Source organism: Gallaecimonas xiamenensis 3-C-1 (assembly GCF_000299915.1).
GTDB lineage: Bacteria > Pseudomonadota > Gammaproteobacteria > Enterobacterales > Gallaecimonadaceae > Gallaecimonas > Gallaecimonas xiamenensis.
The window spans coordinates 56,561-72,462 of sequence record NZ_AMRI01000024.1 but is presented as its reverse complement, the minus strand read 5'-3'; the positions used below and the strand labels follow the sequence as shown (position 1 = coordinate 72,462).

At 61.4% G+C, this 15,902-nt stretch carries 14 protein-coding genes; 3 read left to right on the top strand and 11 right to left on the bottom strand.

The window, feature by feature from the left end; genetic code table 11:
• The 6 genes from B3C1_RS15375 to B3C1_RS15350 form a co-directional block, all read right to left on the bottom strand.
• A partial coding sequence (locus B3C1_RS15375) for a sensor histidine kinase (protein ID WP_008485952.1) occupies positions 1 to 946 on the bottom strand: 946 nt, incomplete at its 3' end.
• The gene (locus tag B3C1_RS15370) at positions 943 to 2,274 is read right to left on the bottom strand and encodes a sigma-54-dependent transcriptional regulator (protein WP_008485951.1); all 1,332 of its coding nucleotides are present in this window, start codon (positions 2,272 to 2,274) and stop codon (positions 943 to 945) included. The genes B3C1_RS15375 and B3C1_RS15370, both read right to left, overlap by 4 nt.
• Positions 2,275 to 2,283: 9 nt before the next feature.
• Positions 2,284 to 3,486 carry an ABC transporter permease gene (locus tag B3C1_RS15365; RefSeq protein ID WP_008485950.1) on the bottom strand — a complete coding sequence of 401 codons (1,203 nt, stop codon included), beginning with the start codon at positions 3,484 to 3,486 and terminating at the stop codon, positions 2,284 to 2,286.
• Positions 3,487 to 3,497: 11 nt separating this feature from the next.
• Positions 3,498 to 4,829 (bottom strand): ABC transporter permease, encoded by a 1,332-nt coding sequence (locus B3C1_RS15360; RefSeq protein ID WP_008485949.1) that lies wholly within the window; start codon positions 4,827 to 4,829, stop codon positions 3,498 to 3,500.
• Positions 4,830 to 4,839: 10 nt separating this feature from the next.
• On the bottom strand, positions 4,840 to 5,529 hold the full coding sequence (locus B3C1_RS15355; RefSeq protein WP_008485947.1) for an ABC transporter ATP-binding protein: 690 nt from the start codon (positions 5,527 to 5,529) through the stop codon (positions 4,840 to 4,842).
• An 11-nt stretch (positions 5,530 to 5,540) separates the two neighbouring features.
• Positions 5,541 to 6,809, bottom strand: coding sequence for an efflux RND transporter periplasmic adaptor subunit (locus B3C1_RS15350; RefSeq protein WP_008485946.1), 1,269 nt, complete (start codon positions 6,807 to 6,809; stop codon positions 5,541 to 5,543).
• Between the two features lie 543 nt (positions 6,810 to 7,352).
• On the opposite strand from B3C1_RS15350, the gene B3C1_RS20300 reads away from it, so the two are divergent.
• The gene (locus B3C1_RS20300; RefSeq protein ID WP_156804582.1) at positions 7,353 to 7,952 is read left to right on the top strand and encodes a hypothetical protein; all 600 of its coding nucleotides are present in this window, start codon (positions 7,353 to 7,355) and stop codon (positions 7,950 to 7,952) included.
• 205 nt (positions 7,953 to 8,157) lie between these two features.
• On the opposite strand, the gene B3C1_RS15345 is transcribed toward B3C1_RS20300, so the two are convergent.
• Positions 8,158 to 9,036 carry a RimK family alpha-L-glutamate ligase gene (locus B3C1_RS15345; protein WP_008485945.1) on the bottom strand — a complete coding sequence of 293 codons (879 nt, stop codon included), beginning with the start codon at positions 9,034 to 9,036 and terminating at the stop codon, positions 8,158 to 8,160.
• Between the two features lie 217 nt (positions 9,037 to 9,253).
• On the opposite strand from B3C1_RS15345, the gene B3C1_RS15340 reads away from it, so the two are divergent.
• The gene (locus B3C1_RS15340) at positions 9,254 to 11,317 is read left to right on the top strand and encodes a M13 family metallopeptidase (RefSeq protein ID WP_035482412.1); all 2,064 of its coding nucleotides are present in this window, start codon (positions 9,254 to 9,256) and stop codon (positions 11,315 to 11,317) included.
• 48 nt (positions 11,318 to 11,365) lie between these two features.
• Here the strand turns inward: B3C1_RS15340 and B3C1_RS15335 are convergent, their stop codons facing one another.
• The 4 genes from B3C1_RS15335 to B3C1_RS15320 all read right to left on the bottom strand — a co-directional run bounded on the left by B3C1_RS15335 (position 11,366) and on the right by B3C1_RS15320 (position 13,811).
• The gene (locus B3C1_RS15335; RefSeq protein ID WP_008485943.1) at positions 11,366 to 11,719 is read right to left on the bottom strand and encodes a MaoP family protein; all 354 of its coding nucleotides are present in this window, start codon (positions 11,717 to 11,719) and stop codon (positions 11,366 to 11,368) included.
• 91 nt (positions 11,720 to 11,810) lie between these two features.
• Positions 11,811 to 12,677 carry a DUF3014 domain-containing protein gene (locus tag B3C1_RS15330; RefSeq protein ID WP_008485942.1) on the bottom strand — a complete coding sequence of 289 codons (867 nt, stop codon included), beginning with the start codon at positions 12,675 to 12,677 and terminating at the stop codon, positions 11,811 to 11,813.
• A 9-nt stretch (positions 12,678 to 12,686) separates the two neighbouring features.
• Entirely contained in the window at positions 12,687 to 13,424 is a 738-nt protein-coding gene (locus tag B3C1_RS15325) for a ferredoxin--NADP reductase (RefSeq protein ID WP_008485941.1), read from the bottom strand.
• Between the two features lie 9 nt (positions 13,425 to 13,433).
• Positions 13,434 to 13,811, bottom strand: a complete 378-nt coding sequence (locus B3C1_RS15320) for a SirB2 family protein (RefSeq protein WP_008485940.1) — start codon at positions 13,809 to 13,811, stop codon at positions 13,434 to 13,436.
• A 173-nt stretch (positions 13,812 to 13,984) separates the two neighbouring features.
• Between B3C1_RS15320 and B3C1_RS15315 the strand changes: the two genes are divergently transcribed.
• Entirely contained in the window at positions 13,985 to 15,901 is a 1,917-nt protein-coding gene (locus tag B3C1_RS15315) for a hypothetical protein (RefSeq protein WP_008485938.1), read from the top strand.
• Position 15,902: the final 1 nt, after the last annotated feature.

The following is a 15,902-nucleotide window of genomic DNA, read 5'->3' as shown; positions in this document are numbered from 1 at the left end:
CCCGAAATTCCCCCCCCCCTTGCAGTCTTTCCAAAAGCTCCTGCCAGTGCACCGGCTGGCAGTTGGGTTGTGGCAGGCGGGCGAAACGCACATAACCTTGCAAGAAGCGGTTGAGGTGGTCGGCCCTTTCGCTGATGGTGTCGAACACTTGGCCCAGCAGGGCCGGGTCGGGCCGGTTTACCAACTGGCGCCCCGAGTGGGCCATGGAAGCGATAGGGGCCAGAGAATTGTTGAGCTCGTGGCTGATCACCCGGATCACCTTCTTCCAGGTGCTGACTTCGGCCCGGCTCAGCTCCCGGGTCAGCTGTTTGAACAGGAACAGCTGGTGGCGCTGGCCGTTGAGCTGGAAGTTGTTGCGGGACAGGTGCCAGATCTCCGGCTCAGGCGCTGTGGCCAGGCTGAATAAGCCGTCCTGGGGGGCCGTCATGGCGTCGGCCAGGGCCTGGGGCAATTGCGCCAGCAGCTGGTCCAGGGTTTGGCCGGTGATGCCCTTGCCTTCGGCCAGCAACTGGCGGGCGGCCGGGTTGGCGTACAAAAGCCGCTGCTGCTGGTCGGCCAGCAGCAAGGCGGTGGGGGAGCTTTGCAGTACGGTGTCCAGCATCAGCTCGCGCTGGTAGATATGGGCCCGTTCGGCCCGCAGCTTCAGGGCCGCTTCGTTATAGAGGCGGGCCAGATTGGCCAGCTCGTCCTTGCCCTGGTGGGTCAGGGAAACCGAAAAGTCATTGTCCTTGAAGTTCAGTAAGCCGGTACCCAGGGCGTCCAGGCCCTTGTTGAGGCGGCTGGTCACAAAACGGCCCAGCACCAGGCCCAGCACCAATGCTCCCAGCAGCGCTACCTGCAGCGCCAGCCAGGGGCCAAGGCCCAGTTCCAGCAGGGCGCCGGCGGCGCCGGCCAGGGCCGCCAGGCTCAGCACCAAGACCAGGGTCAGTTTGGCTTCCAGGCTCATGGGGGGCTGATCCCGTATTTTTCCAGGCGCCGGTACAGGGCCTGGCGGGACAGTCCCAGCAGGCGGGCGGCTTCGGCCAGGCTGGGGGCCTGGGCTAGCACGTCCCGCAATTGCTGTTCGTCCGGCTCGAAAGCGGGGCGAGGGCGGCTTTGGCGGGGCGCCGGCAGGTTCAGATCCGTGCCCTCAATGCGGTGGTCCAGGGCCAGCAACATGGCCCTTTTCAGGCAGTTTTCCAGCTCCCGCACATTGCCGGGCCAGTCGTAGGCTTCCAGCATGCGACAGGCGTCCAGGCTCAACGGGCGTCCCGCCAGGAAATGGCGGGCCAGGGGCAGTATGTCTTCGCGCCGCTCCCGCAGGGGCGGCAGGCTCAGCTCAATGACGTTGAGGCGGTAGTAAAGATCTTCACGAAACTGGCCCTGGCCGATGGCGGCGGGCAGGTCGGTGTTGGTGGCGGAGATCAGCCTGACCCTGACTTTGCGGGTCTGGGTGGAGCCGAGCCGTTCGAACTCGCCGGTTTGCAGCACCCGTAGCAGTTTCATCTGGCCACTGAGGGACAGGTTGCCAATCTCGTCCAGGAACAGGGTGCCGCCGTCGGCGGCCTCGAAGCGGCCGATGCGGGTTTTATTGAGGCCGGTGTAGGCGCCGGGTTCGGCGCCGAACAGTTCGGCTTCCATCAGGTCCAGCGGCAGGGCGCCGGCGTTGACCCGCACAAAGGGCCCGGCGGCCACCTGGGAGTTGCGCTGGATGATTTCGGCGATTTTTTCCTTACCGGCGCCGTTGGGGCCGGTGATCAGCACCGGCACGTCGGCCTTGGCCACCTGCACTGCCATTTCCACCAACCGCTGCATGGCGTCGGACTGGTACACCAGGCCGGCCAAGTCGAAGTTGGCGGCCAGTTTGGTCTGGCGCTGGTGATGGCGGTCGCGGGCCATGGCCTGCTGCTGGCTCAGTTCGGCCAGTTCCAGCAGGTTTTGCACCGTGGCGATCAGCTTGGCGTCGTCCCAGGGTTTGCCCAGGTAGTCGGCGGCGCCGGCCTTGACCAGGTTGACCGCCATTTCCAGTTCGGTCCAGGCGGTGAGCAGGATGATGGGGATGTCGGGGCAGCGCTCACGAATGGCGAAGAAGAGGGCCTTGCCCTCTTCGCCGCTGGTGGTGTCGGCCGTGAAGTTCATGTCCTGGATCACCAGGCTGATGCCCCCCTCGGCCAGGCGCTTAAGGCCGGCTTGGGGGGTCAGGGCGCTTTCGGCGTCCAGGCCGTTGAGCTTTAACAACAACCCCAGGGCCTGGCCCACGGCGGGGTTGTCGTCGATGATGAGGATCTTGTCCATACAATCCTTTTAAACGCTGCGGGTAGCCAAGGACGGCGAGATCTGGGCGGCACGCCAGGCGGGCACCAGTGCCGCCAGCAGACCCAGCAGCCACACCGCTACCACGCCGCCAACCAGATAGCCGCCGTTGAGGGCCATCATCTGGTAATGCTGCACCATCAAGTGGTTGGCAAACAAGGCCAAGGCGCAACCCAGCAGGATACCGGCGCCGATAATGATGCCGTTTTCCACCAGGAAGTAGCGCACCACCATCAGCTTGGTGGCCCCCAGGGCGCGGCGGGTACCGATTTGCTTGCGGCGCTGGTTGACCCACAGCAGGGTCAGCCCCACAACCCCCAGGCCGGTGACCAGGCTTATCAGCACCATGGTGACGCTGAGCATGGAGATGGTGGCCTGGTCGCTGCGGTAAGCCGAATGTTTGTAATCCTGCAGGCTGCGCACCCCGGTGATCACCCGCTGGCTGTCCAGTTCGTTCAGCACCTGGGGCACCTTTTTCATCATCTCGTCCAGTTGCCCGGGCTTGACGCGAATAAGGTAGCGCAGGTTGAAGTTGGTGTAGAACAGCGGTACCAGCACCACGTCCCCGGCCACGTCCGAGTTGGGGTAAGCGCCTATGGTGTCGGAGGCTACCCCGATCACTTGCACTCCAGGGGTGATCATCTTGCCGACCGGGTCCACCCCTTTGCCGAACAGGTTGTCCGCCAATTGCCGGGTGAGGATACAGACGCTGGGGGTCTTGCCTTCCAGGCTGGAGGTTACCGTCATGTCGTTGGCGGTGAAGTTGCGCCCCGCCAGCAGCTTCAGGCCGAAGGTGTCCATGCCGCGCTGGTCGGTGTTAAAGACGTTGGCCTCTACTTCCCCTATACCCGGCTTGTTGTCTTCCGAGCGCATGGTGCTGGTGGAGCCGGAGCTGGACAGGGGCGCACTGTTGACGATGGTGGCGCTGACGATGCCCGGCAGCTGGTTCAGGGTTATCAAGTCCCGTTCGACGTCGGCAAAGTTCTTGTCGCCGGCCTGGGTCGGCACTATCGACAGGGAAAAAGTATTGGCGTCGTCCAGGCCTGTGGGCCTGTCAATCTTGGCCTGGCGCTGGGTGATGATAAAGGCGGCATTGACGACAATGGCCAGGGTCAGGGCGGTTTGCAGCATGATCAGCAAGGCGCCGGTCTTGTTGCGCCACAAGGTGCGCAGTATGGGTCCGAATTCAAACATGGTCGCGCTCCTTATTGGGTCTTGAGGTAGTAGGCCGGGGTGGTGCTGCTGATCCGCCAAGCCGGGTAGACACCGGCCAAGAGGCTGGCCACCAGGGCCAGGCCGGCGGTGACACAGATCATCAGCGGGTCCATGTGCACTATGGCGGCCATGCTGGGAGCCACCAGCTGGCGAATGGCCACCAGCCCCAGCAGGGCCAGGCCAATACCCAGTACGCCACCGATGGCGCCCACCAGGCCGCTTTCAATCAGGTGCTGGGTGAAGACGGCGCCACGGCTGGCACCCAGGGCGCGGCGCACTCCGGCTTGGGGGGCCATGCGCAGGAACTTGGCCAGCAGCAGGGCGATGGTGTTGATGATGCACACAAGCAGGAAGGCGAAGGCCAGCCAGGTTAGCAGTTGGGTGTCGTTACCCACCACCCGGTTCTGGTACAGCCATTGGGCCGGGGTGGACAGGGCCTCGCCGTGGTCACGCTCGAAGCGGCCCTGCTTTTTCTGGTCCTGGTAGTAGTTGGCCAGGAACTGCTGGTAGCGGGCCTTTTGCTCTGGGCTGTCCAGCTGCACCCAGTATTGCAGCCAGATGCAGTTCGATTGCAGCATGCCTTCATAACCTTCGGGGCGGCCCTCGTCATTGCCGCCACCCATGCAGCTCGTGTTGCCCCAGGGCATCAAACTCAGGGGCCGGTGCAGGCCGAAGGGCACATAGGCGTCGGCGTTGCCGCCGAAGGACCCAACGGTCAGGTCCTGTACCGAGGGGGCCGGTTCAAAGTCGGCCGCTACCCCTACCACCTGGTAGGGATGGCCGTTGATCTCCACCGACTGGCCCACGGGGTTGGTGTCACCGAACATCTGCTGGCTGGTGCGCTTGCCCAGCACCACCTGGTACTGGCCCTGGGTGTCGGCGCTCTTGTCCCAGGTGCTGCCCTGGAGCAGGGGCACGTCGAACAGGGCGAAGAAGTCGCGGGTGGTGACCCGCAGAGAGATCAGCGCCGGACGGATATCGGGGTTGGGGGAGGTGATAGTGCCGCCCCATTGGTGCATGGCCACCTGGTAGGTGGGGATGTCCGATTGCAGCAATCCTTCGGCGTCCGGGTAGGCCAACTGGTCCGGCAGGCCGTTACGGGTGCGCCGGTCGCCATCGTTGTCGACCGGGCGCACATCCAGCTGCACATAGTAGAGCTGGTCGTTCTTGTCGGCCAGGGCGTTGGAGGACATCACGTATTGCAGGGTCAGGGTGCTCATGGCCACCCCCACCCCCACGGCGATGGCCATGACCATCAGGCTGGACATCACCGGCGAGCCCTTGAAGGACAGCCAGGCCAGGCGCAGGTAATAACTGAACATGGCACTCTCCTCAGGCGCGGCGGGCTTGGCTGAAATCGAAGTCGGACACCTGGCCGTCAACGATCTGGATATTGCGCTGGGCGCGGCGGGCCAGGTCCGGGTCATGAGTGACCATGACGATGGTGGTGCCGTCCTTGTTGATGGATTCCAGTAGCTCCATGACCTGGCGGGCCATCAGGGAGTCCAGGTTGCCGGTGGGTTCGTCCGCCAGCAAAAAGGCGGGCTTGCCGGCCAGGGCCCGGGCTATGGCCACCCGCTGCTGCTGGCCACCGGACAGCTGTGACGGCAAATGGTGGCGGCGCGCCGCCAGGCCGACCTTTTCCAGGGCCTCGTCGATACGGGCCTTGCGCTCCTTGGCTCCCAGGCCACGGTAGCGCAGGGGCACGTCGACGTTGTCGAACAATGACAGGTCCGGGATCAGGTTAAAGCCCTGGAAGATAAAGCCGATCTTTTCGTTGCGCAGCCTGGAACGGGCGCTGTCCTTAAGGTCCCGGACATCCACTCCGTCCAGCTGGTATTGGCCTTCTTCGAAGGTCTCCAACAGCCCGGCGATATTCAAAAAGGTGGTCTTGCCGGAGCCGGAGGGCCCGGTGACCGCCACAAACTCCCCTTCCTTAACGTGCAGGCTGAAGTCACGCAGGGCGTGGGTGGCGACGGTGTCGGTGCGGTAAACCTTGGCGATGCTGTCCATTTTCAACATGGTGATGCTCCTTATTCGGTGACAAGCAGGGTGTTGTTATCTTTAAAACGGCTGGTGTCCGAGACGATGATCTGGTCGCCGGCGACCAGGCCATCAACCACCTCGGCCTGGCGGCTGCCGACGGCCCCCAGGGTAATGGGTACTCGCAGGGCCTTGTTGTCGCGCAGCACAAAGGCGCTGCGGCCCTGGTCGGCGTCGATAAAGGCGCCACGGGGCACGGCCAGTACCTGATTGCGATTTTCCAAGAGGATACGGGCGGTCAGGCGTTGGTTCTGGCGCAGGCGGTCGGGGCTGTCGTTGGTAAAGCGCAGCCGCGCCACTACCTGGCTGTTGCTGATCTCGGGGCTGATGGCGGCCACTTCCCCTTGCCATTCCTGGCCATTGACCTTCACTACCACCGGCATGGCCAGGCCCAGGTCGTCGGCATAGGTTTCGGGAACCAGCACTTCCACTTCAAAGCTCGACAGGTCCACCACGCTGAGCAGGGCCTCGTGGGCGGCCACCGCCGCCTTTTGGCTCAGGGCCAGGCTGCCCACCATGCCGGACACCGGCGAGCGGACATTAAGCTCGTCGCTCTGGCGCTGCAGCTCGGCCACCAGCAGGGACTGATGCTGTACCTGCAATTGCAGGTTCTTGGTCTCAAAGGCCGCCATTTCCACGGCCAGGGAGGCGTTCTGGGCGGTCTGGCGGGCCCGCAGTTTGGCCCGGGCCAGTTCGTCCTTGGCCTTCTCGTAATCGATTTGGCTGATCACCTGCTTTTGCCAGGACAGCTGGGCCCGGCGCATTTCCCGGTCGGCCGCTTCCAGGTCCACCTGGGCCATGTCGGCCGCCTGCTGGTTGTCCAGGGCCTGGCGTTTGGCCTGGATGCGCTGGCGTTCCAGTTCACCGTCCATGCGGGCCAGGTTGGCTTCTTCCTGCTTGAGCTGGGAGGTGAGGGAGGGGCTGTCCACCTGGGCGATGACCTGGTCGGCTTCGACGCTGTCACCAGCCTTGATAAGGTAAGTGACGATGCCTTGGGCCGGGCTATAGAGGGTAGGACTGTTGGCGGCAACCACCCGGCCCTGGACATTGATGTCCCGCTGGATATCGGCCATGACCACTGTGCCCAGCTGCAGGGCCTGTCGAGACACCACGGCGTCGGCACCGGCGCTGTCGCGCCAGCCGGTGATGGCCCAGCCGAGGCTGGCCACCAGGGTAAGGGCTGCGCCCACACCCAGCCATTTGCGGTAGGGGCGGCGGTTGTTAAGGACGATGTCCTGTCCTGAAGTGTCTCTGATCATGGCAAGCTCCTTTGTTGACATGGCTATAACAAGGAACGTGCCAGATTTTTACCTGCTGATTTTAAAGGGTTTTATTGGTTTGAGCCCGGGCTGGACTGTCCGTTTTTGCTGTCCGTTGTCCGGTGTGTGTCCGAGTGTCCGCTTTAGGCCGGGTCCCGGCCCGGCAGCCGGCCTACTTTGTTTTCGCACAAAGTAGGCAAAGGCACCGCCCATGTTCCGCGATGTCTTCGCTTCTAGTCGCTCCCGGTTCACCGGTTCATACGCGCTCCCGGCACGTATTCACCTGCTTCGACATCCTTGTCTCGGCTGCCCCTCCACTCCTGCCAGCGAAGCGCTCCACTTAACGGGCTCCAAGACTTCAACAGCAGGATTGGTTAACTCTTGATATGAGCAGTTTCAAATGATAACTATTAATTACTGAGATGAGTAAGACTGACTAGTTTTTACATAAAGAACATTTTGCTCGGTAGGCATTGTGGTATTAACTTCGATTTCAAAGCATTCTTGTATTAATTTTTAATTTAATTCAAATGGGGGTTAAACATGAATGCAGAGAAAATGTTCATGGAGTCAGATACAAGGTTAGGATTTTTCCTTTTGGAAAGAAATACCTTTTCTTCTGATACTCTGGGTTCAATTTATTTTGCTTTTGAGAGTTTCTTTATAAAGGACTCTATACCCGGGTTTTATTTTATAACAAGTGAAGACAATAGTTACTATATATCTATTATTACAAGGTATAGAAGAAGTGCAAAAGTATTTAATAAGAACGCATCAATCGAACCATCACCATCTTTTATTGATGTATTCCTGCAATCTATAATGCGTGGAAATATAGTATTGCCATCTCATATTAAATCTTCAATGATAAAAATAAAAAATAGTGAGGACCTGAAGAAATTCCAAATGGTAAATGATGAAATAGTGCCAATAAACCTTGGTAAGATCGTTAATGCACCAGAGCAACTAAAAGGAATTACGGAGTCACTTATCAATTGTATTAATAATAGAGTCAAGCATAACGGAACTGTACATTCATTTGAATGTTCGACAACCATAAGCTATCAGTTTTGGTTGGGTCGTTTATTAGAAATAGAGAAACATATCCAGAAAGATATTGGAAGTGAATATAAAGATTGGTGATGAGTATTAAATTTTTTATGAAAAGCTTTAACCAATCAGCTTGGCTAGGTGACGAAAGCACATCCTAAGCAGGATGCCTTTACTCGATGCAGTTTGCTTCTATATCAGAATGGAGCAGGTTGCTCTGCAGATAAACAAGGTCTGGAGAAACCGCTCCTTGGGGTGTGCAGTGTCTTATTGCAGGATGCCGCCTGCTAAAGGGCAATCAGCGGCAATGGGCCAGCACAAAATCCACCATCAGGCCGGCGATATCCAGGCCGGTGGCCTTTTCGATGCCTTCGATGCCGGGGCTGGAGTTCACTTCCAGCAGCAGCGGGCCGCGATGGGAGCGCAGCAGGTCGACCCCGGCTATACCCAGGCCCAGGGTGTGGGCGGCCTTGATGGCGATGGCGCATTCTTCCGGGGTAGGCACCACCGCCTGGGCCTGGCCGCCGCAATGGAGGTTGGCGCGAAAATCCCCTTGCTGGGCCTGGCGGGCCATGGCGGCCACCACCTTGTCCCCTATCACCAGCAGCCGCAGGTCCTGGCCGGCGCACTCGCCGATGAACTCCTGTACCAGCACATTGACCTTGGCCCCCAGGAAGGCCTCCAGGGTGCTGCGGGCGGCCTGGGGGCTGTCGGCCAGGCTGACCCCTATGCCTTGGGAGCCTTCCAGCACCTTGATCACCAGGGGCGCCCCCCCCACCTGTGCCATCAGCAGCGGGATCTGTTCGGGATCGCTGCCAAAGGCGGTGGCGGGCATGGGTAGCCCCTGGGCCAGCAGCAGTTGCAGGGCGTGGAACTTGTCGCGGGCGCTGAGCAGGGCACTGGCGCCGGTGGGGCTGTAACTGCCCTGGGTTTGCAGGTGGCGCAGCACCATGGCCCCCAGCAGGGTCAGCTCGTGACCCACCCGGGGCAGCACGGCGGCAAAGGCCGGTTGGCGCTGGCCCTGGTAGTAAAGGGCCGGGCCTTCTTGGGTGTCCAGGATCAGTTGGCAGCCAAGGGGGCTCAGTACCTTGGGGTCCAGGCCCCTGTCCTTGGCGGCAGCCACCAGCCGCTGGGTGGAATGGAGTTCGGCCTTGGCAGAGAGTATGGCCACGCGCATGGGGCCTCCTTGCAAAACGAAAATGGGCTCAGCCAAAGGGCCACCCGAGAGTGCCGATTCTAGCGCGGTGCCACCAGGGCTGGCATGGGCCGCTGCAGATTTTTCTGGCCGCCTTGCCGTTACATCCCATCACACTTTTGTTGCGGCACTGCCTTGACGTTGAGGTAAGCTTGGCGGTTTGCAAGACTCCACTCACCACTAGAAGGTAAGCCCCATCATGAAACGAATGGCTACCCTTGTTGTCACTGGTGCAGCTCTGCTGGGCACCCTGGCCGGCTGTCAGAGCGAAACGGCTAATAGCGCCACGGCTGGCGGCATCGACCTGGCCGCCATGGACACCAGCGTCAAGCCCGGCGACGACTTCTACGCCTACGCCAACGGCCACTGGATGACCCAGACCCAGATCCCTGCCGATCGCTCTTCCACCGGTTCTTTCCTGGAAGCTTTCAACGCCACCGAAAGCCATAAGGCCAGCCTGGTTGCCAAGCTGGTCAAGGACAGCCACCCGGCCGGCTCCGATGACGGGCGCATTGCCGCCTTCTACCAGGCCTACACCGACCAGGCCGCCATCGACGCCGCCGGCATGGCCCCCCTGGCCGCCGATCTGGCCCGTTACCAGGCCATAGCCGACAGGGCCGAACTGTCCCAGGTGCTGGGCGCCAACCTGCGGGCCGACGTGGACCCCCTCAACGCCACCAATTACCACACCGAGAACCTGTTCGGCCTCTTTGTGACCCAGGGCCTGGCGACCCCGGGTGAAGTGCTGCCTTACGTGCTGCAAGGGGGCCTTGGCCTGCCCGAGCGCCAGTACTACCTGTCTGACGACCCCAAGATGCAGGCTATCCGCAGCCAGTATCGCCAGTACATCGAGACCCTGCTGACCACCGCCGGTATCGATAAGGCCGCCGAGCGGGCCGACCGTATCTTTGCCCTGGAAACGCAGATCGCCCAGGCTCATGTCAGCCGCGCCGACAGTGAAGACTTTGCCAAGGCCTCCGGTGTCTGGAGCCGCAGCGACTTTGACGCCAAGGCCCCGGGTATAGACTGGAGCGCTTTCTTCGCCGCCGCCGGCCTTGGCCAGCAGCAGCGTTTTGCCGCCTACCACGCCGGCGCCATACCGGCCCTGTCGGCCCTGGTGGCCTCAGCGCCCCTGGCCGCCTGGAAAGACTGGTTGGTGTTCCACCAGATCAACAGCCACGCCGACGTGCTGCCCAGCGCCATCGACCAGGCCCATTTCGCCTTCTACGGCACCACCCTGTCCGGCACCCCCCAGCAGCGCAGCCGCGACAAGCGCGCCCTGGACGCCCTTGACCAATATCTGGGTGACGCCGTCGGCGAAGCCTATGTGGCCCAGTACTTCCCGGCCTCTGCCAAGGCCAAGGTCAAGGCCATGACCGGCCAGATCATCAGCGCTTTTCATGACAGGGTAGAGGCCCTGGACTGGATGGCGCCGTCCACCAAGAAAGAGGCCCTGGCCAAGGTGGACTCCCTGGTGGTGGGGGTGGGTTATCCTGACCATTGGCGTGACTACGGCAGCTACGCCGTTGACGCCAAAAACGCCTATGCCAATGCCGTGAACGGCGAGAAAGTGGAAACCGCCCACCAGCTGGCCAAAATTGGCCAGGCCATGGACAAGGGCGAGTGGTGGATGAACGCCCAGATCGTCAACGCCGTGAACCTACCGGTGCAAAACGCCCTGAACTTCCCGGCCGGCATACTGCAACCGCCCTTCTTCGACGCCGAGGCCGATGACGCCTACAACTACGGCGCCGTGGGGGCTGTGATCGGCCATGAGATCAGTCACAGCTTCGACAACAACGGCGCTGCCTTCGATTCCACCGGCGCCATGCGCAACTGGTGGACTCCGGCCGACTTTGCCCGTTTTGCCAAGCAGGGTGAGGCCCTGGCGGCCCAGTTCGACGGCTACCAGCCCTTTGCCGATCTCCATGTGAACGGCCAGCTCACCCTGGGTGAGAACATCGCCGACGTGGCCGGCCTGGCTGCTGCCTATGACGCCTACCGCGCCTCATTGGGCGGCAAGGAAGCCCCGGTGATCGACGGCCTGAGCGGCGATCAGCGCTTCTTTATCGCCTTCGCCCAGACCTGGGCCACCAAGATGCGTGACCAGGCCCTGCGCCAGCGTATTGCCACCGACGGCCACGCCCCCGGTATGTACCGGGCCCTGACGGTGCGCAACCTGGACGCCTGGTACCAGGCTTTTGACGTCAAACCCGGCGACAAGCTGTACCTGGCCCCGGCCGAGCGGGTGAAGATCTGGTGATCTAAGTCCCATGAAAAAAGGCAGCCTGTTGGCTGCCTTTTTTGTGGCTTAGTCTTCGCTGCTGTCGTCGGGCTCGTCGTAACGGGCTTTGGCGTTACGCAAGGATGCCCAGTCGTCGCAGAGGGTCAGCACCCTTTTCCTGTTGTCCAGGATGCGCTGGTACTTGGCCCAGACTTTCTCCAGGGCACTGGCCGGCTGGCGGGTACCCTGGCAGGTTTCCAGGAATTGATGTTCCTCGGCCGTGGCCGGGCTTAGCAGGCCGCTGGCCAGGGCCTGCAGGGACTGGCCATGGGCTTCCAACAGGTTGGCCTCGCTGCGGGTAAAGTCACCGCTGCGGGCAAAACCGTGGGGAAAGTGCTTCTGGTCGAAAAAGCGTTTTGAACTGACAAAACTCGTTTGCATAACCCACCTCCAAGGCGCTCTCGGTTCGGAGTATTGGCCAAGCCTTGGGGTGGGTAAAACAAAACATTTTTATCGACGGCATCAAACGCCGTTATTCCGCTGCCAGGGCCGCCTTTAGCTCGCCGAGCTTGGCTTTGACCTTGGCTCTGTTATCCGGCCCCATGCGGATCAGGATCTTCTGGATGGGCGGCAGGCGTTCCAGCTGCATGTCGGCAAACTGGTAAAGCACCTTGGGTTGTTTGAGGCGGATGGGCTCGGCCGGTTCCGGTGTAGCCAGGGCCAGGTCGATGATGGTGACCAGGTTATCGTCAAAACGGTCACCGTCCAGGCCCAGTTGGCCGTAAGCCTCTTTGAACAGCGGCTGCCACTTGTTCAGGAAGGCCAACAGGCTGTCGTTGTCCAGGGCTACGAAGGCCTGCACATAGGGGCTGAAGCGCTGGTAGCTGTCGCTGTCCAGGTAGAGGTTGTCGCCGTCGCGGATCACCAGGAAGGGTTGGTCGGGAGAGGCGATCAGTTTTTGGCGCTGGGGCAGGTAGCCTTCCACGGCGGTGGCCAGGATCTGGGTGAACTTGCTGATCAGGGCCGGCTCCTGGGTACGCAACGGGCTTTGGGCCGGCAGCAGGGCCTGGAGGTCGGCGCGCACGGCGCTGTCACTGTCGTTAAGGGCTGGCAGGGGCTCGGCGGCGGGCTCTGGTGCCTCGGTTTCCACTGCTTCTTCCTCCACGACGGGGGGTTCAGTGGTTTGCGCCTGGTTGTCTACCGCTTTTGGCTCGGGAGGCAGTTCGGCCGGCTGGGTTTCCTGTTCCATGACCGGAGGCGGCAGTTGCTGCTGGGGAGCCTCGGCTTTGGGCCAGAACAGCCAGGCCAGGACGCCCAGTACGACAATGACCGCGAGGATGATCAAAGGGGTTTTGGATGCGCCGTCCTTGGGGGGACGGGTTTGCGGATCGGCTTGCATAATGGCTCCTTACCAATACTGCTCGACGGTGACATGGCCGGGTTGGCGGCGAAGGTTTTTATTCAATCCCTTCTGGGCCAGCGTTGCCAGGCTATCCCGGATCATATCGGGGTTGCCACAGAGCATCAGCTGGCTCTCGATATTCAGTTGGTCTCCCAAGGCGGCCTCAAGTTCACCGCTGGCGATAAGGGCCGGCAAGCGGCCCCCGAGGGCCCCTGGCACCGCTTCCCGGGTTATCACCGGCTGGTAGCGCAGTTGGGGATGCTGGTGTACCAGCGCTTCAATCTGGTCTTTGTAGGCCAGGTCCTGCTGCCAGCGCACACCGTGTACCAAGTGGATGCGCTCAAAGCGGCGCCAGGGGACTTCGGTGCCCAGCATGGACAGGTAGGGGCCAAGACCGGTGCCGGTGGCCAGCAGCCAGAGACTTTTGCCGTCCGGTACTTCGTCCAGCACGAAAAAGCCGCTGGCCGGCTGGCTGACTTCCAGGCTGTCTCCTGCTTTGAGCAGGTGCAGCTGGGGGGACAGCTTGCCCTGGGGCACAGGGGTGACCAGAAAATCCAGGTAGGGGCTGCCGGGGCTGTTGACCAGGGAATAGGCGCGCTGGGCGCGGCCTTGCGGGCCTTCCAGGGCCAGGCGCACGAACTGGCCGGCCACGAAGTCAAAAGGTGGCGTCTCGACCCTCAGGCTGAAGAGGGTCGGGTTCCATTGGTGGTTTTCCACCACCTTGGCGCTGAGCCATTGGGCCATGGGACCTCCTTAAAACCAGGCGCGGGGGGAATGGTTCAAGGCAACCCCCACAATATAAATAAAGACCAGCAGGGCGCCCAGGGTGGCCAGGGCGCGGGCGGACTTGGTGCGGCCCCGCTTGATGGCCAGAGTGCCAAGGGCGATATAGGCCAGTAACCCCAGCACCTTGGCGGTCAGCCAAGCGTCTTTGAAGGGGTACTGGCCCAGCTGCACCATCAGCCAAAGCCCGGCCAGGAGCAGCAGGCTGTCAATCAGGTGCGGCGCGATGCGGGCCCAGCGGGGCAGGTTGGCTGGGTCGAAAATACTGCGGCTGGCTCGCCAGAGGAAAAACACCACCGTCAGCATCGCCAGGCTGATGTGCAAGGACTTGAGCAGCGGGTAGGACATGAGGTCATGCTCCCCATGAAATGTGAGCCAACCCTAGCATCCTGACTTTTTTCCCAGCAAATAGAAAAGGTTGCTGACAGGGCTCAGACCAGCCTTTATGATGCGTTCAGCATCTATTAAGTTTTTCGACCATGAAACCCGGTTTTCTGTTCTTAATAGGGTGCCTAATCCCATTGGGCGCCTGGGCAGAAAAGGACCTCTCCCCTCTTATCTCGCAAGCGGAAGCTGCCATCACCAAAGCGGACTACCAAAGTGCCGCCGATCTGCTGTCGCCCCTCAAAGACGCCGACCTGACCCAGCTTAGCCCCTTTGACCAGGGCCGTTACCTGTGCCTGCAAGGGGAACTGGTCAGCCGGTTGGACAGGCAGTTTGATAAGGGAATGGCGCTGTTGCACCAGGGTGTTGGTTTGCTGGAAAAGTCGGCGGCCAGTCCCCAACTGGTGGACTGCTACCTGACATTGGATGCGGCGAATTCCGACCTGGACAGGTGGCATGCTGCCCTTGACGCATCGGGTCGCGCCCTTACCTTGGCCATCGAACTGCAAGACAGTACCAGGCAGGCCAAAGCGACGGCAGTGAGGGGAGACAGCTTCAAATACCTGGGCTTGTACAGCGATGCGGAGGCGTTGCTGGAAAAGGCCATCGGCATGGCCCAAGAGGCCAACGCCCTCTCTGTTGAACTCAGTGCCCGATCGGACCTGGTGATAGTGCGACGGGAACTGGGTAAAGACTATTTGAACCTGGCCCTGAGCAACAACGAACTGGCCAAGAGCTCCCCCTTTGTGGCCGACAGGGCCAAAGCCGCGTTCACCTTGGCCTATGCCGAGTTCGGCACCCAGAATTACGCCGGTGCGCTCAACGCCCTGCTGATGGTGTATGACGAACTGGAGCAAAAGGGCACTTTGGCTTGGCAGGGTACGGCGGCAAGTAACCTGGCGGAAATCTACCTGGTCATGGGAGACACCACCAAGGCGGCTTTTTATGTGGACGCAGCCCTGGCCAAACTGGCCGATGCCAAACTAATCCGCCATCGCATGGCGGCCCTGACGGTAGCAGCCAACTTGGCGGCCAAACTCGATGACAAGGCCACCCAAAAACGGCAGTTGCAGGCGATACTGGCACTTTGGGACGGTTCGCCCAGTACCAAGCAGGACAAGTTCGTAGCAGATGCCTATCTGGCCCTGGCCGGCCTTAGTCAAGGGGCCGAAGCCCAGCAGTACTGGCAGGCCTACGGCCAACTGATGGCCGAGCGTTACCAGCGCAGCCAGCAGGGCAAACAGGAGAGTGACCGTAAGCTGGCTCGCCGGGAACTGGTCAAGGCGCAGCCCCAGAGTCAGCCTGAATCCAGGGGATGGCCCTGGTACTGGGGGCTTGTGCCCTTGCTGGGGTTTGCAGCCTGGCTGTTAAGGCGTAATCCCCAGCGGTTGCCGTCCTTGCCGCAGTTGGTGGAAAAGGGGCCGGATTTTGGTTTGCGCCAACATTCCGGGCTACCCCACGCCCACCTGGCCATGCACCAGATGAGCACCTTGCTGGGCCAGGGCCTACGTTGCCAGGTACTGTATTTCAGGCCGGTCTTTGCCAGCCATCCCTTCTATCAAGGGGGCTATCGAAACGGCAGTACCCTGCAACAACGGCTGGGCCAGGCGCTGCATCAACTGTTCCCCCAGGCCCGGCTGATCGCCGAGCCAGACGCCTTCCATTACCTGGTGGTGTTGCCCACCTTGCCGGGTGGCGGTAGCGAATACAGCTTCGGCGCCCTGCGTGACACCCTTACCCAATGCAGCCCCGATATCAGTGGCCTGCAGCTGACCCAACTGGCCTTTCCCTGCTTCCCGCAGATCTCCCGGGTCACCGAGTTGCAGCCCCTGTGCGAGATGTTGCTGCTGGGCCTGCAATGGGCGCAGCACCTGGGGGAAACGGCCTGGGTGGAATTCAAACCGCTGCCGGTGGCAGCCCATGTGGTGGGCGCCGACAACGTGCGCCAGGCGGTGCTGGATGAGATCCAACGGGGCTACATCAAGGTCAATGCCGGTCCCGACTCCCCCTTGACGGCCACCGCCGATTGGGCTTATCTGGCACAAAACCTATAAC

Excerpts from the sequence above, each read along its gene's own strand:
- B3C1_RS15340 (WP_035482412.1), top strand. The coding sequence starts at position 9,254 with ATGAAACGAATGGCTACCCTTGTTGTCACTGGTGCAGCTCTGCTGGGC.
- B3C1_RS15365 (WP_008485950.1), bottom strand. The coding sequence starts at position 3,486 with ATGTTTGAATTCGGACCCATACTGCGCACCTTGTGGCGCAACAAGACC.
- B3C1_RS15345 (WP_008485945.1), bottom strand. The coding sequence starts at position 9,036 with ATGCGCGTGGCCATACTCTCTGCCAAGGCCGAACTCCATTCCACCCAG.
- B3C1_RS15370 (WP_008485951.1), bottom strand. The coding sequence starts at position 2,274 with ATGGACAAGATCCTCATCATCGACGACAACCCCGCCGTGGGCCAGGCC.
- B3C1_RS15360 (WP_008485949.1), bottom strand. The coding sequence starts at position 4,829 with ATGTTCAGTTATTACCTGCGCCTGGCCTGGCTGTCCTTCAAGGGCTCG.
- B3C1_RS15335 (WP_008485943.1), bottom strand. The coding sequence starts at position 11,719 with ATGCAAACGAGTTTTGTCAGTTCAAAACGCTTTTTCGACCAGAAGCAC.
- B3C1_RS20300 (WP_156804582.1), top strand. The coding sequence starts at position 7,353 with ATGAATGCAGAGAAAATGTTCATGGAGTCAGATACAAGGTTAGGATTT.
- B3C1_RS15325 (WP_008485941.1), bottom strand. The coding sequence starts at position 13,424 with ATGGCCCAATGGCTCAGCGCCAAGGTGGTGGAAAACCACCAATGGAAC.
- B3C1_RS15350 (WP_008485946.1), bottom strand. The coding sequence starts at position 6,809 with ATGATCAGAGACACTTCAGGACAGGACATCGTCCTTAACAACCGCCGC.
- B3C1_RS15355 (WP_008485947.1), bottom strand. The coding sequence starts at position 5,529 with ATGTTGAAAATGGACAGCATCGCCAAGGTTTACCGCACCGACACCGTC.
- B3C1_RS15320 (WP_008485940.1), bottom strand. The coding sequence starts at position 13,811 with ATGTCCTACCCGCTGCTCAAGTCCTTGCACATCAGCCTGGCGATGCTG.
- B3C1_RS15330 (WP_008485942.1), bottom strand. The coding sequence starts at position 12,677 with ATGCAAGCCGATCCGCAAACCCGTCCCCCCAAGGACGGCGCATCCAAA.